Annotated in this window: 24 protein-coding genes; 18 read left to right on the plus strand and 6 right to left on the minus strand. The window is 34.7% G+C overall.

Annotated features, from left to right (window positions below; genetic code table 11):
- The first annotated feature begins 74 nt into the window (after positions 1-74).
- The 3 genes from BA768_RS12095 to BA768_RS12105 are packed head-to-tail and all read left to right on the plus strand — an operon-like array spanning position 75 to position 2,714.
- Entirely contained in the window at positions 75-1,418 is a 1,344-nt protein-coding gene (locus BA768_RS12095) for a cytochrome ubiquinol oxidase subunit I (RefSeq protein ID WP_065720952.1), read from the plus strand.
- Positions 1,415-2,419: a cytochrome d ubiquinol oxidase subunit II gene (locus BA768_RS12100; RefSeq protein ID WP_065720953.1), complete on the plus strand. Its 1,005-nt coding sequence runs from the start codon at positions 1,415-1,417 to the stop codon at positions 2,417-2,419. The genes BA768_RS12095 and BA768_RS12100 overlap by 4 nt, the downstream gene beginning before the upstream one ends.
- 28 nt (positions 2,420-2,447) lie before the next feature.
- Positions 2,448-2,714, plus strand: coding sequence for a hypothetical protein (locus BA768_RS12105; RefSeq protein WP_065720954.1), 267 nt, complete (start codon positions 2,448-2,450; stop codon positions 2,712-2,714).
- A 5-nt stretch (positions 2,715-2,719) separates the two neighbouring features.
- On the opposite strand, the gene BA768_RS12110 is transcribed toward BA768_RS12105, so the two are convergent.
- From BA768_RS12110 to BA768_RS12130, 5 genes are all read right to left on the minus strand, one after another.
- Positions 2,720-3,538, minus strand: a complete 819-nt coding sequence (locus tag BA768_RS12110) for an OmpA family protein (RefSeq protein ID WP_065720955.1) — start codon at positions 3,536-3,538, stop codon at positions 2,720-2,722.
- Positions 3,539-3,658: 120 nt separating this feature from the next.
- Positions 3,659-5,356 (minus strand): lysine--tRNA ligase, encoded by a 1,698-nt coding sequence (gene lysS / locus BA768_RS12115; protein WP_065720956.1) that lies wholly within the window; start codon positions 5,354-5,356, stop codon positions 3,659-3,661.
- A gap of 247 nt (positions 5,357-5,603) precedes the next feature.
- The gene (gene rlmF / locus BA768_RS12120) at positions 5,604-6,533 is read right to left on the minus strand and encodes a 23S rRNA (adenine(1618)-N(6))-methyltransferase RlmF (protein ID WP_065720957.1); all 930 of its coding nucleotides are present in this window, start codon (positions 6,531-6,533) and stop codon (positions 5,604-5,606) included.
- The gene (locus tag BA768_RS12125; protein WP_065720958.1) at positions 6,534-6,902 is read right to left on the minus strand and encodes a c-type cytochrome; all 369 of its coding nucleotides are present in this window, start codon (positions 6,900-6,902) and stop codon (positions 6,534-6,536) included. It lies immediately after the preceding gene.
- A complete protein-coding gene (locus BA768_RS12130) occupies positions 6,902-7,111 on the minus strand; it encodes a hypothetical protein (RefSeq protein WP_065720959.1) in 210 nt (69 codons plus the stop codon). The genes BA768_RS12125 and BA768_RS12130 overlap by 1 nt, the downstream gene beginning before the upstream one ends.
- A 333-nt stretch (positions 7,112-7,444) precedes the next feature.
- Here BA768_RS12130 and BA768_RS12135 point away from each other — a divergent pair, with 333 nt between their 5' ends.
- From BA768_RS12135 to BA768_RS12205, 15 genes are all read left to right on the plus strand, one after another.
- Entirely contained in the window at positions 7,445-8,863 is a 1,419-nt protein-coding gene (locus BA768_RS12135; RefSeq protein WP_185114196.1) for an anthranilate synthase component I family protein, read from the plus strand.
- Between the two features lie 189 nt (positions 8,864-9,052).
- Entirely contained in the window at positions 9,053-9,649 is a 597-nt protein-coding gene (locus BA768_RS12140; protein ID WP_065720960.1) for an anthranilate synthase component II, read from the plus strand.
- 82 nt (positions 9,650-9,731) lie between these two features.
- A complete protein-coding gene (gene trpD / locus BA768_RS12145) occupies positions 9,732-10,721 on the plus strand; it encodes an anthranilate phosphoribosyltransferase (protein WP_065720977.1) in 990 nt (329 codons plus the stop codon).
- 55 nt (positions 10,722-10,776) lie between these two features.
- Complete coding sequence (trpC, locus tag BA768_RS12150; protein ID WP_065720961.1) at positions 10,777-11,556, plus strand: indole-3-glycerol phosphate synthase TrpC; 780 nt, start codon at positions 10,777-10,779, stop codon at positions 11,554-11,556.
- A gap of 33 nt (positions 11,557-11,589) precedes the next feature.
- Positions 11,590-12,288 (plus strand): phosphoribosylanthranilate isomerase, encoded by a 699-nt coding sequence (locus BA768_RS12155; protein ID WP_065720962.1) that lies wholly within the window; start codon positions 11,590-11,592, stop codon positions 12,286-12,288.
- A 42-nt stretch (positions 12,289-12,330) separates the two neighbouring features.
- A complete protein-coding gene (gene tnpA / locus BA768_RS12160) occupies positions 12,331-12,783 on the plus strand; it encodes an IS200/IS605 family transposase (protein WP_034675456.1) in 453 nt (150 codons plus the stop codon).
- A gap of 149 nt (positions 12,784-12,932) precedes the next feature.
- Complete coding sequence (trpB, locus tag BA768_RS12165) at positions 12,933-14,126, plus strand: tryptophan synthase subunit beta (protein ID WP_065720963.1); 1,194 nt, start codon at positions 12,933-12,935, stop codon at positions 14,124-14,126.
- A 117-nt stretch (positions 14,127-14,243) separates the two neighbouring features.
- Positions 14,244-15,029: a tryptophan synthase subunit alpha gene (trpA, locus tag BA768_RS12170; RefSeq protein ID WP_065720964.1), complete on the plus strand. Its 786-nt coding sequence runs from the start codon at positions 14,244-14,246 to the stop codon at positions 15,027-15,029.
- A gap of 32 nt (positions 15,030-15,061) precedes the next feature.
- The gene (lipB, locus tag BA768_RS12175; RefSeq protein WP_065720965.1) at positions 15,062-15,793 is read left to right on the plus strand and encodes a lipoyl(octanoyl) transferase LipB; all 732 of its coding nucleotides are present in this window, start codon (positions 15,062-15,064) and stop codon (positions 15,791-15,793) included.
- Between the two features lie 158 nt (positions 15,794-15,951).
- The gene (locus tag BA768_RS12180) at positions 15,952-16,680 is read left to right on the plus strand and encodes a hypothetical protein (RefSeq protein ID WP_034675447.1); all 729 of its coding nucleotides are present in this window, start codon (positions 15,952-15,954) and stop codon (positions 16,678-16,680) included.
- Positions 16,681-16,735: 55 nt separating this feature from the next.
- The gene (locus BA768_RS12185) at positions 16,736-17,449 is read left to right on the plus strand and encodes an ankyrin repeat domain-containing protein (protein WP_034675433.1); all 714 of its coding nucleotides are present in this window, start codon (positions 16,736-16,738) and stop codon (positions 17,447-17,449) included.
- Between the two features lie 272 nt (positions 17,450-17,721).
- Positions 17,722-18,354, plus strand: a complete 633-nt coding sequence (locus BA768_RS12190; RefSeq protein ID WP_065720966.1) for an NAD(P)H-dependent oxidoreductase — start codon at positions 17,722-17,724, stop codon at positions 18,352-18,354.
- A gap of 205 nt (positions 18,355-18,559) precedes the next feature.
- On the plus strand, positions 18,560-18,994 hold the full coding sequence (locus BA768_RS12195) for a MarR family winged helix-turn-helix transcriptional regulator (RefSeq protein WP_065720967.1): 435 nt from the start codon (positions 18,560-18,562) through the stop codon (positions 18,992-18,994).
- Positions 18,995-19,417 carry an organic hydroperoxide resistance protein gene (locus BA768_RS12200; protein WP_065720968.1) on the plus strand — a complete coding sequence of 141 codons (423 nt, stop codon included), beginning with the start codon at positions 18,995-18,997 and terminating at the stop codon, positions 19,415-19,417. It begins immediately after the preceding gene.
- 263 nt (positions 19,418-19,680) lie between these two features.
- Positions 19,681-20,313: a hypothetical protein gene (locus BA768_RS12205; RefSeq protein WP_065720969.1), complete on the plus strand. Its 633-nt coding sequence runs from the start codon at positions 19,681-19,683 to the stop codon at positions 20,311-20,313.
- A gap of 276 nt (positions 20,314-20,589) precedes the next feature.
- Here the strand turns inward: BA768_RS12205 and gcvP are convergent, their stop codons facing one another.
- The gene (gcvP, locus tag BA768_RS12210; protein ID WP_065720970.1) at positions 20,590-23,448 is read right to left on the minus strand and encodes an aminomethyl-transferring glycine dehydrogenase; all 2,859 of its coding nucleotides are present in this window, start codon (positions 23,446-23,448) and stop codon (positions 20,590-20,592) included.
- Positions 23,449-23,538: the final 90 nt, after the last annotated feature.

The following is a 23,538-nucleotide window of genomic DNA, read 5'->3' on the forward strand; positions in this document are numbered from 1 at the left end:
ATTCATCAGAATGTTTTAAATCATATAAAAGCACATCATATAATGCGTACCTTAGAGGTGAAAAATGGAATATTATGGACGATTTTCTGGCTGCGCGCGCTCAGATGGCGATGTCGCTCGGTTTTCATATCATCTTTTCGTGTGTCGGCATGGTAATGCCTTTTCTTATGGCTTTTGCCCACTGGAAATATTTAAAAACAAAAAACGAAGTTTACAAAGGTCTCACCAAAGCCTGGAGTAAAGGTGTAGCTATCCTTTTCGCAACGGGTGCAGTTTCCGGAACAATGCTTTCTTTTGAACTAGGGCTTCTCTGGCCAGAATTCATGAAACACGCCGGGCCGATCTTCGGAATGCCATTTTCATTGGAAGGAACTGCTTTCTTTATTGAGGCAATTGCAATCGGTTTTTTCCTTTACGGATGGGATAGATTTAATAAATGGTTCCATTGGTTTTGCGGATTTTTGGTTGGCTTAAGTGGTTTAGCTTCAGGAATTCTGGTCGTTGCAGCTAATGCATGGATGAACTCTCCTGCCGGATTTGATTTTGTAGACGGACAATATTTAAATATAGATCCTATAAAAGCAATGTTTAATGAGGCTTGGTTTCCGCAGGCTTTGCATATGACGGTTGCGGCATTTTGTGCGACAGGTTTTGCGGTAGCAGGAGTTCATGCTTATTTAATCATGAGAAAAAAGAATGTAGAGTTCCATACCAAAGCGTTCAGAATTGCTGCCGGGTTTGCTTTGATCGGCGCATTCGGAGCTCCTTTGAGCGGAGATATTGCTGCAAAATCCGTAGCTGAAAGACAACCGATAAAATTAGCTGCAATGGAAGCTCATTTTGAAACTGAAAGAGGAGCATCATTTGTGATCGGCGGTATTCCTGATGAAGAAAAAGAAGAAATTAAATATGCTTTAAAAATTCCGAAAGTTTTAAGTTTTTTGGTGAGCAACGATTTCAATTCTGAAGTAAAAGGTCTGAAAGATTTTGCTAAAGACGAATGGCCTCCAATTGCAGTCGTTCATTATGCTTTTCAGATCATGATTTTCTTTGGAGTGGTAATGATCATTATCGGAATGATTTATTTATATGCTGTATTTTTTAAAAAAGAATGGCTGACCAGAAATTGGCTTTTAAAAACCTTTTTATACGCCACACCTTTCGGATATATCGCTTTGGAAGCAGGTTGGACGGTCACCGAAGTCGGCAGACAACCCTGGATTATTTACGGAATCATGCGAACTGCAGATGCCGTAACTCCAATGCCGGGAATTCAGTATTCATTTTATTTTTTTACGGCAATTTTTGTGTCTTTATCACTGATTATTATTTTCCTTTTAAACAGGCAGATCAAAATGGTGCCAAAGTTATATGATCCTACAGATGCGCAGTTTAATTCTAAAAACAAAAAATCATGATCTACGTTGTTATTGGTTTTCTATGGCTTTCTATCTGTGCGTATGTCATATTGGGAGGTGCTGATTTCGGAGCCGGAATTGTTGAGCTTTTCACCAGAAAAAAAAACCGCTCTAAAACAAAAACGATTATGTACGAATCGATTGCGCCTGTTTGGGAAGCGAATCATATGTGGCTGATTATCGCCATCGTCATTTTATTTGTCGGTTTTCCTGAAATATATACTACCCTTTCAACTTATCTGCATATTCCTCTGGTTTTGATGCTTGTCGGAATTATTGCAAGAGGAACCGCTTTTACTTTCAGGCATTACGATGCAGTAAAAGATGATTGGCAAAAGGTTTATACCCAGATATTTTATTTTTCAAGTTTACTGACACCCTTTTTTCTCGGTTTAATTGCTGCAGCTACCGTTTCACGTTCGATTAATCCGGATGCGCAGAGTTTCCCTGATCTGTATATTTTCAGCTGGCTCAACTGGTTCGGTATTGCAGTTGGACTTTTCACAGTTTCACTATGTGCCTATCTCGCTTCTGTTTTTGCTTTGAGGGAAACGATCGACCGCTTTGAATTGGGTTTAATGATCAGAAAATCGCATCAGACGATGCTTTTTGTGATCATTACAGGAATTTTAGTATTTGTATCAGCTTATTTATCTGACATTCCTCTTTTATATTGGATTTTTTCTAAGCCTTTAGGCATAATGGCTGTTTCTTTTGCTACAATTAGTTTACTATTGATTCTAAGAGCAATGCATAAGCAAAAATTACTCCCTGTAAGAGCTTTAGCCGGATTTCAGATCATTATGATTCTGGTTGCAGCAACTTATCAGCATAACCCGAATATTATATTATTCGGAAACGGTGAACATCTTTCATTAATGGAATATTCTGCAGCTGCAAAAACAATTTCCGCATTAGGATGGGCACTTATTTTAGGCTCAATATTTATCTTGCCATTTTTGTTTTACCTGATGATCTCATTTAGTAAGCAGAGAAAATAAATTAATCTATAATTTTAAAATATAATCGGTGGAAGAATTTAGTCTAAAAGATTTCCAGCTCATTACCTTAGAACCCTATGTTTACAGGCTTTTCAAAGATCAACAAAACATCTATTTACTCGAAGTAAGCTGCGGAACACACGGAATTTGGGAAGTCTGGATCAAACTTAATGAAGAAGAAGTAAAGCTTTACCTTGATGAAAAAGAGCTTGGATTAAAAGAAATTGCAGGATTCTTTTCATTTAACTGTTATGGTTCAGAATATCAGAAACGATATGTGAAAGTATATACATGACCGAATTATTTTTTAATTAAAACCAATTCCACACGCCTGTTTTTGGTACGGTCTTCTTCAGTTTCTTCGGGATAAGCAACGGGATTGAGATGTCCCAAACCTTCAGCTTTAATACGATGCGGCTCAATTCCCATCTTAATTAAAAAACTTCGGATTGCATCGGCTCTGGTAAAGGAAAGATTAAATGTTTTTAAATCTAAATCTTCACCATCAAAATTTTCATAATCACAACAAATATGTCCCTGAAGTTCGACTTCAAGTGTTGGATTTTTCTTTAAAATCTCATAAAGCATAAACAATCGTCTATTCCCTTTGGAAAGCCATACATGACGTCCTCCAATAAAATTCACATTGGGTAATGAGAAAGTATCTTTCACTTTCATAGAAGCAATTTTCATATCAAAAAAGCTCGGATATGCATTTCTGGAAATTTTTTCTCCTTTATCAAAAAAACGTTCAATGAAAATATCAACCCGTCTGTTTTTTGCGAGTAAATCCTCAGAACTATTATCATTGATCTGCTTTGAAATTCCCAATCCAATCGAACTTGCCAAATGAATATTTTTCTCGATTCTAATTTTCAAATAATTTGTAACATTTTTTGCCCGGTTTTCCGATAAGGATTTATTTAAAATCTCATTTCCTAAAGGATTAGCATTACCAAAAATCCTGAAGGTGAGTTTTGAGTTTAGTTTTGCTAAACTGTCAAGCTTTATTTTAGAATCTGAACTTAGTTCGGAACTGTTGTTTGCGAAATAAATTGAAGTAAGAGTTTGTGAATGTATTGCTATTGACAGGAAAAAAAATAAAACAAAGCCTTTCATCGGAATAGTTTTCTTCTAAACGTGATTTACCAAAAATTAGTTTGTAAGGAAATCATTTTTATAAAAGACTCGGGCGGAAGCTTCGCTTCCGCCCGAGTCTAAAATTTATTTCAAATTAATTTAAACCAATTTCATCAAAACATTTTCATCAACCTTCTCCACTTTCACCAAACCTCCTTTCGTTAAAGTTTTTGCAGCCTTATCCCATTTTTTACCGGATAACTTGCTTAACGTTTTCACTTCAGCCAAAGCAATTTGCTCCCCAGACTTCAAAATATCTAGAATCACATGTTCATCTTCTCCCAATTCAATTTGAGGAACTGTTTTTTCCGGCTTCATCTGAGGGAAGAATAATACTTCCTGGATTGACGGATTATTTGTTAAGAACATAATCAATCTGTCCATTCCGATCCCTAAACCTGAAGTTGGCGGCATTCCGTATTCAAGAGCTCTTAGGAAATCCTCATCAATGAATTGTCCTGCTTCATCATCACCTTTTTCAGCCAATTTTAATTGCTCTTCAAAACGCTCTCTTTGGTCGATCGGATCATTCAGCTCAGAATAAGCATTGGCAATTTCTTTTCCGCAAACCATTAATTCGAAACGTTCCGTCAAACCTTCTTTGCTTCTGTGTTTTTTCGTTAAAGGAGACATTTCAATCGGATAATCGGTAATAAAAGTCGGCTGAATGAAGTTTCCTTCACATTTTTCACCAAAAATTTCGTCAATCAATTTTCCTTTACCCATCGTTTCGTTAACCTCGATTCCGATAGATTTTGCAAAATCAAATAATTCCTGCTCAGATTTTCCGGTGATGTCAAAACCTGTATATTTCAAAATAGCTTCTGTCATAGAAACTCTTGGGTAAGGTGCTTTCCAGCTGATTTTATGCTCTCCGAAAACAGATTCTGAAGATCCGTTTACAGAAGTTGCACAGAATTCCAACAATTTCTCTGTGAAATCCATCATCCAGTTGTAATCTTTGTAGGCAACATAAATTTCCATTGCCGTAAATTCCGGGTTGTGCGTTCTGTCCATCCCTTCATTTCTGAAGTTTTTAGAGAATTCATAAACTCCGTCAAATCCACCAACGATCAATCTTTTCAGATATAATTCGTTAGCAATTCTTAAATATAATGGAATATCTAAAGCATTGTGATGAGTAATGAAAGGTCTTGCCGCAGCTCCACCGGGAATCGACTGTAAGATTGGCGTTTCAACCTCAAAATATCCTGCTTCATTGAAGAAAGTTCTCATCGCATTGAACAATTTTGTTCTTTTTACGAAAATTTCTTTCACATTCGGATTTACCGTTAAATCTACATAACGTTGTCTGTATCTTAGTTCCGGATCTGTGAATCCGTCGTGTACTACTCCATTTTCGTCAGTTTTTGCCTGTGGAAGTGGTCTTAAAGCTTTCGTTAGAAGCGTAAAGTTTTTTACCAAAACGGTTTTTTCACCAACCTGAGTGGTGAACAACTCTCCTTCAATACCGATGATATCACCAATATCTAAAAGGTGCTTGTAAACGTCGTTGTATAAAGTTTTGTCTTCACCGGTGCAGATTTCGTCTCTGTTGAAATACACCTGAATTCTACCTGTAGAATCCTGCAATTCAGCAAAAGAAGCTTTCCCCTGAATACGGCGAGACATCAATCTTCCCGCAATCTTCACCTGTTTACTTTCTGCGAAATCCTGTTTTATAGATTCTGTTGTATCTGTAATCGTGTATTCTTCCGCCGGGAATGCGTTTATTCCCATTTCAACAAGCTTATTCAGCTTTTCTCTTCTAATAATTTCCTGTTCTGATAATTGCATTGTAATTCAATTTTTTCGAAATGCAAAAATAGTGAATTTTAAGGTTTTATGGAAGTTAAATTTTGTATGATTGATTTATTTAGAAAATATATCCGAAATAAATTAAACCATTAAGAATTTATGAAGAAATGAAGAATTATTAAGATAATATCCTAGATATTTTAAGCATACTGCTTAATTTTAAATTTATTTAAATCTTAAAGAACCTTAAACATTTAACCAAAATCTTAATGGTTAAATTCTAAAATTATTTAAGCCAATTTATCCTTTCATTTTTTGAAATAAAAGTCCATGCTAAAATTCTGCTAACTTTTTGACCTTGAGACATTTCAATAGTTTTAATTTCTACTGCTTTTAGCTTATTTAAAAGTGAATTTAATTTGAAGAGATTTTCTTTCTTTGAAATCAGACAGGTAAACCAAAGAATTTGCGATGAAAATTCGACGCTTTCTTCAATCATTTTGGATACGAAAGCAATTTCTCCGCCTTCACACCAAAGTTCAGATTGCTGTCCGCTGAAATTCAGATTTGGATTTTTAATTTTGGACTTGTTGAGATTTTTTGTCTTTCTCAGATTGCCTTTCAATACAGATTCCTCAGAATCGTGAAACGGCGGATTGCACATTGAAAATACAAATTTATCTTTAGGATCAAGAATATTTTTAAAAATGTGATTTGAATTTTCCTGAAATCTTAGATTAATTTCAGTTGATAAATCAGGATTTTGGTTTAAAATCTGCTGTGCATTTTGAAAAGAATCTTTGTTGATGTCTGTTCCGACCATTTTCCAGCCATAGGATTTGTTGGCAATCAACGGGTAAACCAAATTGGCTCCCGTTCCGATGTCTAAACCTTTTACAGCAGAACCTTTGGGAATTTCGTGATAATTTTCAGCCAACAAATCGCCAATATAATGTACATAATCGGCTCTTCCGGGAATCGGCGGACAAAGATTTCCGTCAGGAATATCCCAGTTTTTAACATCATAAAAGTGCTGCAATAAGGCTTTATTAAGCAATTTTACAGCTTTCGGAATACTGAAATTAATGGTAAAATTTCCGTAAGAATTGTTAAAAACATAATGTTTCAATTCCGGCACACAAGAAATCAGCGAATCAAAATCGTAAGGATTGCGATGCAGATTTCTTGGGTGCAGATTTGATTTCTCAGAAGACATTTATTTCTTCTGCTTTAAGATATATTCCACCATTTTTTTGGCGTCATCCTTTGAAAATTGAGGATGCGCCTGCATTGGCACATCTCCCCAAACTCCGCTTCCGCCTTCTATAATTTTTGAAGCAAGCGTTTCAATATCCTTTTCAGAATATTTGGCAGCAATTTCTTTATAAGAAGGTCCTATCATTCTTTCATCAGCATTATGACAAGCCATACAGTCAGACGTTTCTATCAAAGTCTGTCCGGAAACATTTGCAACCACGGGAGTCGGAACATCACCGGAATCTGTAGACTGTACTTCTGAATTTTCTTTTTTAGAGCAGGAAAAAACAAGCAAGCTTATCATTCCTGTCAAAAACAGTTTTTTCATTATTTTGTTGCTGTAGAATCTGTTGCTGTAGGTGCAGGAGTTGCAGCCGGAGCTGGTGTAGAATCTTTTTTAGTTGAATCTGCAGGTACAACTTGAGCTTCAGGCTCTTCCAACATGATATTGCTGTCCTGTAAAGATTTTTCTTCTTTTTTTGAACAGCTTACTGCTACTAAACTTCCTAAGAATACGATTGCCAATACTTTTTTCATTGCTTTTCTAATTTGGTCACAAAAATATAAAAAATAAAGTTTTAATGATGAGATTGAAGGCTATTTTAAATCATATTTAAACTGATTCCAGAGAAATAAAAAATAAATTTCAGCTTTTTTAAAATTTTTGTTTTCGATATAAAAAAAATTTCTACATTTGTCCCATGGTTATTTCAAACAACAAAAATTGGTGGTGGCTTTCAAACTCTTCGTCGGGTCTGAAGCTATTGTCTTGTTGTTAAATCACAGCCGGAATTTATAGAAAAATATACAGAGACTTTGACGATTGCGTTGAAGTCTTTTTTTTATGTCTAAATCTCAAAAAATTAAAAAATGTCGAATTCCATTATAAAAATTAAAACAAAATCTAAAAAAACATTGGGCGATCTTCAAACCCCGATGAATATTTACCTTCAAATCAGAGATAAATTCCGGGATACGATTCTTTTGGAAAGTTCGGATTCTAAAAACATCGATAATAATTTTTCCTTCATTGCCATCAATGCAATTGCCGGAATTGAAATTAAAAACTTAAATGAGTACGAAGTCAAATTTCCTAATCAAACTCCGGAGAAAAAGTCTTTAGAAAACACAAACGTTCCAAAATTGCTGAATGATTTTTCTAAAACTTTCGAGTGCGAAAAAACACACGATAAAATTGAAAAAACCGCTCAGTCACTTTTTGGGTACACAAGTTTTGAGGCTGTTCAGTTTTTTGAAGATGTAACATTTAAACCTCAAAGTCAAGAAGTTGAAATCCCGATTTTGCGCTACAGATTATATCAATATGTAATTGCCATTAATCATTTTAATGATGAAATGCATCTTATTGAAAATCAGATTGACGGTGTAAAATCTGAATTCAAGACACTGGAAGATTTCATTAAAAATAAAAATGCAGTCGTTTATCCATTTGAAAAAACTGACGAAGAAACATCAAATATTACCGATGAAGACTATTTACAATTGGTTGAAGTCGCCCAGAAACATTTTATGAGAGGAGATGTTTTTCAGCTGGTTTTAAGCAGAAGATTCGAACAAAAATTTCAGGGCGATGAGTTCAATGTATATCGTGCTTTGAGAAATATCAATCCGTCACCTTATCTTTTTTATTTTGATTACGGAAATTACAAATTATTTGGTTCAAGTCCGGAAAGTCAGCTGATTATTAAAAACAATAAAGCCATCATTCATCCAATTGCAGGAACTTTCAAAAGAACAGGCGATTTTGAAACCGATTTACAGTCTATTGAATCTTTAAAAAACGACCCGAAAGAAAATGCAGAACACACGATGCTGGTTGATTTAGCAAGAAACGATTTAGGAAAATTAGGGAAAAATGTGATGGTTACAAAACTGAAAGAAATCCAGCTTTTCTCGCACGTTATTCACATGGTAAGTGAAGTGACCGCAGAATTAGAAGAAAATACCAATCCTTTTGAAATGGTTGCGACCACTTTTCCTCAGGGAACTTTAAGCGGCGCTCCAAAACATAAAGCGTTACAGTTAATCAATGAATATGAAAAAGATTCCCGAGGTTATTATGGCGGCTGCATCGGAATGATTGGCTTAAATGGTGAGTGCAATCAAGCCATTATGATTCGTACTTTTCTAAGCAAAAACAACACGCTGTATTATCAAGCCGGAGCGGGATTGGTAGCAAAATCAGATCCTGAAAGTGAGCTCCAAGAAGTAAATAATAAACTCAATGCCTTGAAAAAAGCGGTGGAAAAGGCGGAGAGCTTGGTTTAAAATTTTTATGGCGACAGAGAACTTCGTTCGTAAATTTCGAAAAAGCATTCGCTTTTCCTCATTTATGTCTTCTGCTCTCAATCTTTTTTGCCTGTCTTTCCCGACGCAAAAAAAGGATTTCCGCTCAAGCTGGGTCGCAAATTAGTCACAATTTGAAATTTAATTATAAAAACAAAACATCAGATAAAAATGACAACTGAAATAAATAATTCATCAGAAGCCAAGGTTCTCGTTTTCGATAATTACGACAGCTTCACCTACAATCTTGTTCAGATTATTGAGCGGGTTCTCAATCAGAAAGTCGATGTTATCAGAAACGACCAAATTAGTTTGGAGGAAATTGAAAAGTATGACAAAATCATTCTTTCTCCGGGTCCCGGAATACCAGAAGAAGCCGGAATTTTATTGGATTTGATTAAAAAATATGCCCCCACAAAAAGTATTTTGGGCGTTTGTTTAGGACAACAGGCAATTGCAGAAGCTTTTGGTGGTAACTTAATCAATCTTAGTGAAATTTATCACGGTGTTGCGACGGAAGCCATCCAAACCAATGAACATAAGCTTTTCAAAGATTTGCCCCAAACTTTGGAAGTCGGAAGATATCACAGTTGGGCAGTCAATCCTGAAAATTTCCCTGAAGAACTAGAAATTACAAGTACAGACAGTAAAGGAATGATTATGAGCTTGAAACACAAAATATATGATGTTCACGGTGTTCAATATCATCCGGAAAGTATTTTAACGCCTGATGGAGAAACAATCATCAAAAATTTTTTATTGGATTAATAGGTTTGGTTGATGGTTAATAGAAATTAGATGACTATTAAAACCAATAACCATGGACTGGCAACCAGCAACAATCACCATTATGAAAGAAATCCTACAATACCTGTTCAATCATCACACCTTATCAAAATCTGAGGCGAAAGCGATTATGATTGAGATTGCACAAAATAAATTTAATGCAACAGAAGTTACTGCTTTTATAAGCATTTTCCTGATGCGAAACATTACGTTAGACGAATTGAAAGGCTTTAGAGAAGCCTTGTTACAAATGGCAGTTCCCGTAAATTTAAATACGGATGACACCATTGATATTGTCGGAACGGGAGGCGACGGAAAAAACACTATCAATATATCTACCCTTGCATGTTTTGTCGTTGCAGGAACCGGACAGAAAGTAGCTAAACATGGCAATTACGGAGCATCAACGATTACAGGTTCTTCCAATGTGATGGAAGCTTTGGGTTATCAATTCAAAAAAACATCGGACGAGCTCAATGAGGGTTTGGAAAAAGCAAATATCTGTTTTTTACACGCACCGTATTTTCATCCTGCTTTGCAATCGGTTGTTGCTTTAAGAAAATCTTTGGGCTTAAGAACTTTTTTCAATCTTCTTGGTCCTTTGGTAAATCCTGCAAAACCTCAGTTTTCGGTAATCGGAGTTTATAATCTTGAGATTGCCAGAATTTATCAGTATTTATTACAGAAAGAAAATAGAGACTTTGTTTTGGTACACGGAATGGATGGTTATGATGAAATCAGCCTGACTCATGATAGTAAAATCATCACAAAAAGCGGTGAAAATATTTATTCTGCGGAGGATTTAGGTTTTAAAACTATTAATCCTGAAGATATCCAAGCCGGAAACACGCCCGAAGAATCAGCCAAAATTTTTAGAAATATTTTGGAAGGAAAAGGTACTGAATCACAAAATGCGGTGGTTTTAGCAAACGCAGCGATCGCATTGCATCACACCAATAAGTTTGGAAATTATGAAAATTGTTTGAGCTTGGCGAAAGAAAGTTTGTTTAACGGTAAAGCATTGAATTCTTTACAATTGTTGGTCGATGGCTAATCAATTTCAATTCTTAGTAAATTCTATTAACTAACAACAAAAAACCATCAACTAAATGAATATTCTAGACAAAATCATAACAAGAAAAAAACAGGAAATTTCGGATTCAAAATCAAAAATTTCTTTGCAACGGTTGAAAGATTCAGATTTTTTTGAAAGAGGAACTTATTCTTTGAAAGAAACGCTACAATCAAAATCAGGGATTATTGCTGAGTTTAAAAGACAATCTCCGTCAAAAGGGATTATCAATGATATAGTTTCTCCTCTCGAAGTCGTTTCAGCTTATGAACAATTTGGCGCAAGCGGAATTTCAATTTTGACGGATAACGATTTTTTTGGAGGAAGTTTTGACGATATTTTAAATGTGAGAAATCACATCAATATTCCAATTCTGCGAAAAGATTTTATGATTGATGAGTATCAGTTTTACGAAGCAAAAAGTATTGGAGCTGATGTCGTTTTGTTAATTGCAGCGTGCCTTTCACCTCAGCACGTTCAGGAATTTACTCAGCTTTCTCATGAATTAGGATTAGAAGTTTTGTTGGAAATTCACAGCGAAGAAGAACTACAACATTTTAACTCAGACATTGATTTGGTTGGAATTAATAATAGAAATTTAAAAGATTTCAAAGTTGATTTACAGCATTCCGTCATTTTGAAAAATCAGCTTCCAAAAGATATTTTATCGGTTGCCGAAAGCGGAATTTACAACATCGAAGATTTCAACTACTTAAAAGAAAAAGGGTTTGACGGATTTTTGATGGGCGAATATTTTATGAAACACGAAAATCCTGCTCAAAAGTTCAAAGAATTTATTTCGAGTGTAATAATCTAATAATCTAATAATCTATCAGTTTACGATTTAATTATGTCTAAAATCCATCAACCATCAACCAAAACCCATCAACCAAAAGTCAAAGTTTGCGGATTAACTCAGCTGAATCAGATTCGTGAGTTAGTGGCATTAAAAACTGACTTTTTAGGCTTTATCTTTTACGAAAAATCTCCGAGATATGTTTTGAATCACTTGAGTTCAGAGCAAATTTCAGAAATTCAACATGATGGAAAAGTCGGCGTCTTTGTCAATGAAACTGTAGAAAAGATTGTTGAAGTATGTGAAAAAGCAGATTTAAATTTTATCCAGCTTCATGGAGATGAAAATGAAAATTATATTTTAAGGTTAAGGCAAAGGTTAAGAAAAAAAATAGAAATTATTAAAGTAATCAGAATAGGAAATCAATCTTCAAACGAATTACAAAAATCGATCAACCAAAACCTCTCAACCATCAACTATTTCTTATTTGACACAGACAGCAAAGTATTCGGCGGAACCGGAAAAACCTTTGATTGGAACATTTTGAATGATCTCGAAATTTCAATCCCTTATTTTTTAAGTGGCGGAATTTCTTTGGAAAATATTCATCAACAATCAATAATTAACACAAAACCATTTGCGATTGATGTTAACTCAAAATTTGAAATAGAAGCTGGAATTAAAGATTTAGGAAAAATAAAAGAATTAATAAGTAATTTAAGAGTCCCAACGGGACGATTTTCTAAAGGATAGGATGCAAATCCTATCAACACAGATTATAAAAACACAAAGAAAATGTCACAATCATTGGTTAGAAATTATGTTCATATCATCTTCAGTACGAAACATCGTAATGATTTGATAGATGAAAGCATTGAAAAAGAACTTTTTGCCTATATATCCACAATATGCAAAAATCTTAATAGCCCCTCCATCAGAATTGGAGGAACAGATAATCACATTCATATTCTTTTGACTTTGTCACCAAAATATGCGTTGATGAAAGTGATTCAGGAAATAAAAGCTCATTCTTCAAGATGGATAAAAACCAAAGGAAGGAAATATGAAGATTTTTTCTGGCAAGATGGTTACGGTGCTTTTTCAGTGAGCCAAAAACATATTTTTACAACAATTAATTATATCATAAATCAAAGAGAGCATCATAAAGGTGAAAATTTTGAAACAGAGTTCATTAATATTCTGGATAAATACAAAACGGATTACGATGAGAAATATCTTTGGGACTAAATCAGAACCAGTCACGAAGTGACGTTTTTCTAAAGGATAGGATGATAATCCTATCAAAAATATAATAATTTAATATTAATAGGACTCACGTCCTATCCTTTAATAAATCGTCCCTTCGGGACTCTTTCTTAATTATAAAATACAACATCATGAATTATAAAAACCCCGACGAAAACGGATATTACGGCGAATTTGGAGGTGCATTTATTCCCGAAATGCTTTATCCGAATGTAGAGGAATTACAGAAAAATTATCTTGAAATTATTGAATCGGAAGATTTCCAAAATGAATATCAGGATTTATTGAAAAATTATGTAGGGCGGGCAACTCCACTCTATTTTTCTAAAAATTTAAGTCAGAAATATAATACGCAAGTTTACCTGAAAAGAGAAGACCTCAATCATACCGGAGCACACAAAATCAATAATGCTTTGGGACAGGTTTTATTGGCGAAACGTTTAGGAAAAAACAGAATCATAGCGGAAACCGGAGCCGGACAACACGGTGTCGCAACAGCAACAGCTTGTGCACTTCTGGGTTTGGAATGCATCGTTTACATGGGCGAAATCGATATCCAAAGACAGGCTCCGAATGTGGCAAGAATGAAAATGTTGGGAACAAAAGTAATGGCCGCAACTTCGGGTTCAAAAACTTTAAAAGATGCTGTTAATGAAGCCTTAAGAGACTGGATCAATAATCCTGTGACAACACATTATGTGATTGGAAGTGTGGTTGGCCCTCATCCGTTTCCTGATTTGGTGGCGAGATTTCAGAGTGTAATTTCAAAAGAAATTAAAGAACAACTTTTTGAACAAATCGGAAGAGAAAATCCTGATTACGTGATTGCCTGTGTTGGTGGCGGAAGCAATGCAGCAGGAACCTTTTATCATTTTGTGAATGAAGAAAATGTAAAATTAATTGCAGCAGAAGCTGGAGGTTTGGGAGTTGATTCAGGGAAATCTGCCGCAACAACTTTTCTCGGGACATTGGGAGTTTTACACGGAAGCAAAAGCTTAGTCATGCAAACAAAAGATGGACAGGTTATCGAACCCCACTCCATTTCCGCAGGTTTAGATTATCCTGGAATCGGGCCGTTTCACGCCAATTTGTTTAAAGAAAAACGGGCTGAATTTTTCAGCATTAATGATGAGGAAGCGTTACGATCAGCATTTGATTTAACAAAATTAGAGGGAATTATTCCCGCTTTGGAAAGCGCTCATGCATTGGCGGTTTTAGATAAAAAGAAATTCAATGAAAATGATATTGTTGTAATTTGTTTAAGCGGTCGTGGCGATAAGGATATGGAAACGTATTTGAAAAGGCTGGATGATGGAAGTTTGTAGATGGATGTTTAATCTCGTCATAAAATCAAAAACCTCATCAAAGTCACAACGGGACGACATTCTAAAGGATAGGATAAAATCCTATCAAACAAAATTAATTATGTAAAAAGTTAAAAAATGAAATTTACACACCAAGATAACACCCATCTTCCAGCATCCAACATCCAGCCCAAACTCCTCAACATCTACTTCACCGCAGGAATTCCACAGTTAGAACACACTACAGAAATCATCAACCTCATCCAAGATTCGGGAGCAAATATGATGGAAATCGGCATGCCCTATTCCGATCCGGTTGCTGATGGACCTGTCATTTCTCAGGCTCACGAACTGGCTTTGAAAAACGGAATGACCATCGAAAAACTTTTCTCTCAGTTAAAATCTATTAAAAATGAAATCAGAATTCCGATTATTTTAATGGGTTATATCAATCCGGTTTTAAGTTTCGGATTTGAACATTTTTGTAGAGAATGTTCGGAAAGCGGAGTTTCAGGATTAATAATTCCTGATTTACCGCCGATTGAATTTGAGAAAAATTATCAGAAGATTTTAAAAAAGTATAACCTTAATTTCACATTTCTTGTCACTCCCGAGACTTCTGATGACAGAATCTTATATCTCGATTCTTTAAGCTCAGGATTTTTGTATGCCGTAAGTTCGTCCTCTACAACAGGAAATGATCAGGCAGTTTTAAAAAACGAAGATTACCTTTCAAGGTTAGCATCTCTCCCTTTAAAAAATCCGGTAATGATTGGTTTTGGAATTAAATCAAAAGAAGATTTCGAAAATGTGACCGAAAAAGCAGACGGCGGAATCATCGGAACCGCTTTTATTAACATTCTTCTGCAAAATAGAGATTGGAAGACCAAAGCCATAGATTTCATCCATTCCATAAAAGCATAAAAATCACTAAATTTGGGTATTCAAAAATTGGTATGAACACACATCAGAATAAAGTCGTAGAATTTGAAGATTTAGGGATCAGAGAATATCAGCCTGCATGGGATTATCAGGAAAAGCTGATGAAAGATATTATCGATACCAAAATTAAAAACAGAGATTTACCTGCCGAACAGCATATTACAACGCCCAATCATTTTCTTTTAGTAGAGCATCCTCACGTTTACACATTGGGAAAAAGCGGACATGAAGAAAATATGTTGGCAGGAATCGATAAGTTAAAAGAAATCGACGCAACTTTCGTAAAAGTAAACCGCGGTGGAGATATTACTTATCACGGATACGGACAAATCGTAGGCTATCCCGTTTTAGACCTAGAAAATTTCTTCACAGACATTCACAAATACATGAGAAATCTGGAAGAAGTCATTATCAGAACGATTGCAGAGTACGGTTTGAAAGGCGAACGTTCTCCCGGAGAAACAGGAGTTTGGTTGGATGTTGGAAAACCTTACGCCAGAAAAATTTGTGCAATGGGCGTAAAAGCTTCCCGTTGGGTGACCCTTCATGGTTTTGCTTTAAACATTAATACTGATATGCGTTATTTCGAATACATTATTCCTTGCGGCATCAAAGACAAACAGGTAACTTCTTTAAAAAGAGAGCTTGAAAGAGAACTGACTCCCGAAGAAATGGAAGACATCAAAGCAAAAATCAGAAAGCATTTTGTAGATGTTTTTGAAGCGGAATTGGTGGTAAAAGCATAATAAAATTTATTTTAATAATATGAAATCTGTTTCTTTTGAAGCAGATTTTTCATTTTTGTATGAATTAAATTGTTTTCTTATTAATAATTATTTATTTTTAAAAAATAGAATCCGTCTTAATAAATCTACTATCTAAACCAAATATTTTTAAAAGAATAATGAAAGCTCTATTTATCATTTTTTCGATCATTTTATTTAATTTTTCTCAGGCACAAAACAAACAACTACAAGAAAAAATAAGAACTAAACAGCTGAAAGTTCAGAATCAGGAAAATGCTTTAGACCTTAAAAGAGTAACCGAGGAATTAAAGGAAGAAAAAAAAGAAATGGGACCATTTACCTATGGAATTTTTGCCTATCCCGATTATGACAGCATCAGTAAAAATTCTTTTGCAGGTTTAGGCACACTCACAAACATAAAAGGTGCAGATCTTAAAGGAAAAAATATTGCCTATGCCGGCTTTTCTGAAGGAAAAAGTAATCTGAACACATATCGAGTGAGTGAAAATGACAGAATTTTCTTTACTATTTTGGTATTGACCGATTTTGTGGGTGATAAAGAGAATCCTAAAATGAGAACGCAGGTTGTTTCAAGAAATTTTCCTGATGCGATTTGCCAAGGTTTTGTAAAAACTTCAAACAATAAAATTGATTTTTCTGCTTTTTCCACCCTTGAAAATGATGAGTTTGCCATTGTCAACATGAAGTTATATAATTTGAAGTATGGAAATGTTATTTTAATTGCACCTCAAAAAGATGGAAGTTTACGAAGTATTCAAATTAAATCTGAAAAAAATTTAACTTCCACTACTTTAAAAAACTTTGTTGATGAATTATTGAACAGAGAAAACATTATTGAATTTTTTACTAATAAGAATACGATTTAGAAATATATTTGTTTGGATCTATTATTTATATTTGACTTAAAAAATAACTAATCCTATGAAAACAAAAAGTTTCTTTGTAGCACTTGCATTAATTGCCTTCACTTCAGCTCATTCTCAAAAAATATTTAAGGCAATTGCTGATGAAGATATCGAAAAAGTGAGTAAGCTTTTGGAAAAAGAAGATGTAAATCAATTATCAAAAGAATATCAGATAACGCCTCTTTACGCAGCTGCAGGAAAAGGAAATGAAAAACTTGTCGAATTGTTGATCGCAAAAGGTGCCGATCCCAACAAACCTTTAAAAACGACTGCAAACCCTCTGAATATTGCTTCTCAGGAAGGGTATACAAAAATCGTCGAAATACTTCTTAAGAATAATGCCAATCCTAATTATAAAGACGTAAACGGTTGGACAGCCTTAAGATTTGCTGCACGAAACAATAAATTGGAGATTATAAAACTTTTGGTCGAAAATAAAGCAGAAGTTGATGTACAAGCCAGTGATAAAGCAACCCCTTTTGCTTCATCGATCGGGAAAGGCTTTACTGAAATTGCAGAATATCTTATAAAAAACGGAGCCAACATCAACAATATTGATAAAGATAACGATACTCCTTTGATGTACTGTGTTCAAAAAGGAGATTTAGCAACAGTAAAATTCCTTCTTCAGTACAAACCTGATTTAACCATAAAAAACAATAGCGGTAAAACGGCTTTAGATATTGCAAAGGAGAAAAACTATACCGAAATTGTGAAACTATTGCAGTAATTTCTACATCGAATCAATTATTAACGTTAAAATCTTATTAACGTTAAAATCTATAGCTAAAATATTATATTGTTGACATAATTTACTAAACAATCAGATAAAAAGAAACATGTGAAAAACTGTATCTCTCCGATACAGTTTTTTAATTGGTATAATTTTCATTGAAAAATTAATAGATTTTATCAACAATCATATTTCATAAAATTAAATTGCACGCAATTTAATTTGGCAATATATTTGCAACGTACAATTCAAAATAAAAATTTATCAAAATGTCATTAATAGAAAACTTAAACTGGAGACACGCAGTAAAAGCTTATGATTCAACAAAAAAAGTAACTGAAGAAGATTTAAATAAAATTTTAGAAGCAGCAAGACTGGCTCCGACTTCATCAGGATTACAGCCGTTTAGGATTATTGTGGTTGAAAATCAGGATTTAAAAGAAAAAATGGTGCAGGGTGCTTTAAACCCCGAAGTAATGAGAGATTCTTCTCACGTTTTGGTTTTTGCAGCCTGGGATAGCTATTCCGATGAAAAAATTGACAAAGTTTATGATTATCATACCGATGTAAGAGACTTACCAAGAGGACGTTTCAGCAGCTATACCGATAAAATCAAACAATTATACGGTGCTCAGACTCCCGAAGAACATTTCGCACATACAGCAAGACAGACTTATATCGCCTTAGGATTGGCAATGGCACAAGCAGCCGAACTGAAAATCGATTCTACTCCTGCAGAAGGGTTTAGCAATGAAGTTGTTGATGAAATTCTTAATCTTAAAGAATTAGGTTTAAAAAGCGTAAGTTTATTATATCTAGGCTACAGAGACCTAGAAAACGATTATCTTTCTCACATGAAGAAAGTGAGAATTCCGATGGAAGAATTTATTATTAAAAAGTAATATTTTTTAATCAGGGCAGCAAAGAACTTCGTTCGTAAATTTCGATAAAAGCTTTCGCTTTTCTCTCATTTATGTCTTCCGCTCCCACTCTTTTTTGCTTTAGAAACAGTATTAAAAAGAAAATTTAGGAAAACAAAAAAGGAGTTCCGTTCAAGCCGGGCTGCAAGGTCTCAATAAAATAAAATTTTCACCAAAACATTCACTTATGGACAATCTTACCACCCCAAAACTGGAAAATCAAATTTGTTTTCCGTTGTATGTCATTGCAAAAGAAATTACCGGTTTGTATCGACCATTTCTTGATGAGCTGGATATTACTTATCCGCAATATCTTGTGATGATGATTTTGTGGGAGAATGACGGTCTTTCGGTGAATTGTATCGGCGAAAAGCTTTATTTGGACAGTGGTACTTTGACTCCGCTTTTGAAAAGACTGGAATCCAAAGGGTTCATCCAGCGAAAAAGAAAAAAAGAAGACGAAAGAGTGGTTGAAGTGTCCATTACAGAATCCGGAAAAGCGCTTCAGCAAAAGGCTTGTGCAATCCCGGAAAAGATTCACAATAAGATTGATGTTTCTAAAGAAGATTGGCTTCAACTGAAAGAAAGCATCCAAAAAATATTAAGCAAAATAGAAAAATAAATGAAAACCTTATATACAACAGCAGTTACCGCAAAAGGCGGAAGAAACGGACACGTAAAAAGCGACAACGGGATTCTTGATATAGAAGTCAGAATGCCCAAGGCTTTAGGCGGTTCAAATGATAATTTCACCAACCCTGAAATGCTTTTCGCGGCAGGATATGCAGCTTGTTTCGACAGCGCATTAAACCTCATCATCAGCAAATCTAAAATTGAAACCGGAGAAACCACTGTAAAAGCAAAAGTAAGCATCGGACAAATCGAAAACGGAGGTTTCGGATTGGCAGCTGAACTGGAAGTGAATATTCCCGGAGTTTCTTTAGAAGAAGCACAATCTTTAACAGAAAAAGCTCATGAAATCTGTCCGTATTCTAATGCGACAAGAAATAATATGGAAGTGAAACTGAACGTTACAAGCAATTAAAAATATTTTTTTAGTCTTGTTATATGAAATCTGCTTTCTTTGGAAAGTGGATTTTTTTAATCTATTTGTTTTTACTAACCAATCTATCCATATCATTAAATATGGAATCATTATAGAATCATTGTAATTTATATTAAAATTTGATCAGCTTAAAAATTTTTAATAAATCAATTTTTGAAGATTTTTGCTACATTTGGTTATAGTTTGGATTGGCGCAATGAGTCAATCTGAAAGTTATCTGCAATTTTTTAAAGACTACATCCATGAAAAATATTTGCAAGTTAATTTTAGTGTTTATTTTACCAATTTTATTTGGATGTAAAGACGAAAAAAAAATACAAAGAAAAGAATTTCTAAAAACTGCAAAAATTTATTTTAGCGAAGAGTTAAAAAAGAATGCAGATTATAAATCCTTAGACTCTTTGAGAATATTAAGAATTGACACATTGTCTGATAAAGATGAATTATATGTATATATATGTCAATTATATAGATATAAAAACCATTTATTATCACAATCAAAATCGCCGAAAGATTTGTACGAACTAAAATATGGAACTGATGATTTTGGTTCGCAAATGTATGAAGACTACGTAGATAAGTTAGAATATAAGTCTGTAAAAGAAAAAGAAGCAAAATTTAATGTTCTGAGGGATTCTATTGACATTATTAAAAAACAAATAAAACATTATGAACAATTATTAGTCAAAAAAGACAGTTTAAATTTATGTATGTATGAAGTTGAATATTTTTATCAAATAACAAATAAAAATATGATTACTGAAAAGGGTGTGATAGATTTAATATTTACAAAGGATATGAAAATATATGAAAATAAATATCAGGTTATGACCGAGTACAAAAATCTTGAAAAAAAATTTCCATTTATTAAATAGAAAAACTGCAGATAACATTGTATTGGCAAAATGCGGAATTTAAGTGTTAATTGAACTACTTTACTTTTATTTCCGCCAATATTTTCCAATTCCACGTTTTTGATTAGTTTAGTTCCATTGAAAAAATATTGGCTACGATTGGTCTAAAATTGAACTAAAGTTCCTTTTTTTCCGCATTTCGCCAATACTTTTTTTCCGTTAAATAAATCTTCTAGGACAGGACAAAAAATCCCTCTCAAAACTGAAAGGGATTAATTATTATATCTTAAAAATCAATTACATATAAGCTTCAATTGGCTCACAAGTACAAACTAAGTTTCTGTCTCCATAAGCTTCGTCAACTCTAGATACAGACGCAAAGAATTTATGGTCTCTTACCCAATCCAAAGGATAGGCTGCTTTTTCTCTGCTGTAAGGTTTGTCCCAAGAATCAGAAATAACGATCTGCTCAGTGTGAGGAGCATTTTTCAATACGTTGTTTGTCTGGTCTGCTTCTCCGTTTGCAATCTCATCGATTTCATGTTTAATTGCAATTAAGGCTTCTGCAAAACGATCGATTTCTGCTTTGCTTTCAGACTCAGTGGGCTCAATCATTAATGTACCTGCAACCGGGAAAGAAACTGTAGGAGCGTGGAAACCATAATCCATCAATCTCTTCGCAACATCAGCAACCTCAATTCCTAAAGATTTAAATTGTCTGAAATCAACGATACATTCGTGCGCTACTTTTCCGTTTTCGTTTGAATATAAAATTGGGAAATGCTCTGCTAAAATTTCTTTTAAATAGTTTGCATTTAAGATTGCGTGTTCAGTTGCTTTTTTTAAACCTGCAGTTCCAAGCATTTTAATGTAAGCGTAAGAAATATTTAGAATTAAACCAGAACCGTAAGGTGCAGCAGAAATTCCTTCGATTGCTTCTTTAGAACCTACATTGATGTTTGCATTCGTCGGCAAGAAAGGAACCAAGTGTTTAGCCACACAGATCGGGCCAACTCCAGGACCTCCCCCTCCATGAGGAATTGCAAAAGTTTTGTGAAGATTCAGGTGACAAACGTCTGCTCCGATGTTTCCAGGACTTGTATATCCTACCTGAGCGTTCATATTTGCTCCGTCCATATAAACTTGTCCGCCATGCTCATGAATTAAAGCTGTAATCTCTTTAATATTGGCATCGAAGAATCCGTATGTTGAAGGATACGTGATCATTACACAAGAAAGATTTTCAGAATGCTGTTCTGTTTTAGCTTTTAAATCTTCGAAATCAATTTCTCCGTTCTCTAAGTTTTTAACAACAACAATCTTCATTCCTGCCATTGCTGCAGAAGCCGGGTTTGTTCCGTGTGCAGACTGCGGAATCAATACTACATTTCTGTAACCTTCACCTCTTGAGATATGATATTCTCTGATCACCATCAGACCTGCATATTCTCCCTGAGCTCCTGAATTTGGCTGAAGAGAAGTTCCTGCAAAACCTGTGATTTCTGCTAAATCTTTTTCAAGCTCGTGAATCATTTGCTGATAACCTCCTGCCTGATTTACCGGTACAAAAGGATGAACACTTCCCCACTCTGCCCAAGATAATGGCAACATTTGGGTAGCTGCATTCAGCTTCATTGTACAAGATCCCAAAGAAATCATTGAATGTGTTAATGATAAATCTTTTCTTTCAAGACGCTTGATATAACGCATCAATTCTGTCTCAGTATGATATTTGTTGAATACTTCTTCCGTAAGAATTTCATCTTTTCTAAGATTTTCTTCAGGAATGCTGTATCCTTCTTTAATTTCTAATTTGAAAGTCTGCTTGTCTTTAAACTGAGCAAAAGAAGCCATCAGAACATTCAGTTTTTCCAATGTTGTACTTTCATTGATGGCAATGCTTACAACGCCTTCAGTAAAGTAGTTCAGATTCAGCTTATGATCAAGCATCATTCTTGTCAGTTTCGCTTTTTCATCTTCGCTCATCAGGATTTTTACTGTATCGAAGATTGGCTCTTCAACGGTCTGATAACCTAAAGCTTTCAATCCGCCTTTCAGAGCATTGGCTTTAAAGTGAATCTGATCTGCAATATAGTTTAATCCTTTCGGACCGTGATAAACAGCGTACATTCCCGCCATAACCGCCAAAAGAACCTGTGCTGTACAGATGTTTGAGGTTGCTTTTTCTCTCTTAATATGCTGCTCTCTTGTCTGCAAAGCCATTCTCAATGCACGTTTTCCGTACATATCCTGAGAAACCCCGATAATTCTTCCCGGAATATCTCTCTTATAATCTTCTTTACAAGAGAAAAATGCTGCGTGAGGACCTCCGTAACCCAATGGAATACCGAATCTCTGAGAAGTTCCAACAGCACAGTCTGCGCCCATTGAAGCTGGAGATTTAAGTTTAACCAAAGCCATAGGATCACAAGCTACAACAACCTGAAGATCTAATTTTTTGTACTCAACGATATCTTCTGTATAATCTAAAACGATTCCGTTTTTACCCGGGTATTGTAGTAAAACTCCGTAATAAGAGTCATCAAACTGATGTGTTTTATGATCACCAATTACGATTTCAATTTCTAAACCTTCAGCTTTTGTTTTTAATACTGAAATGGTTTGTGGTAGAACCAAGTCAGAAATAAAGAATTTGTTTGCTCCACCTTTCTTCTGATCTTTCGTTCTGTTGTTGAAGAACATGTGCATTGCTTCTGCAGCTGCCGTAGATTCATCCAGCAAAGATGCGTTTGCCAAAGCAAAACCAGTTAAATCACAAACTACTGTCTGATAATTTAACAAAGCTTCTAATCTTCCCTGTGCAATTTCAGCCTGATATGGCGTATAAGCAGTGTACCAGCTAGGATTTTCAAAGATATTTCTCTGAATTGCCGATGGTAACAAGGTGTTGTGATATCCGAAACCGATATAACTTGTATAATCCGTATTTTTAGCTGCCAATTCTTGTGAATGGATCAGCATTTGATACTCAGAAAGTGCCTCTGAAATGTTCAAATCATTTTCTAAACGGATGGATGATGGGATGGTTTGAGAAATTAACTCTTCGATATTTGAAACGCCAACTTTTTCCAGCATCGCCTGTTTATCAGCTTCATTTAAGGAAATGTGACGGCTCACAAACTGTTCTGTATTCATTTTTATTTATTAGATTTTGTTTGTAAAAAAAGATTCGTAAAATTACGATTTTTTACGTGATTGTACAACCTATATTAAGGTGATGTTAAA

Origin of the sequence: Chryseobacterium sp. CBo1 (assembly GCF_001693475.1) — a bacterium.
Lineage (GTDB): Bacteria > Bacteroidota > Bacteroidia > Flavobacteriales > Weeksellaceae > Chryseobacterium > Chryseobacterium formosense.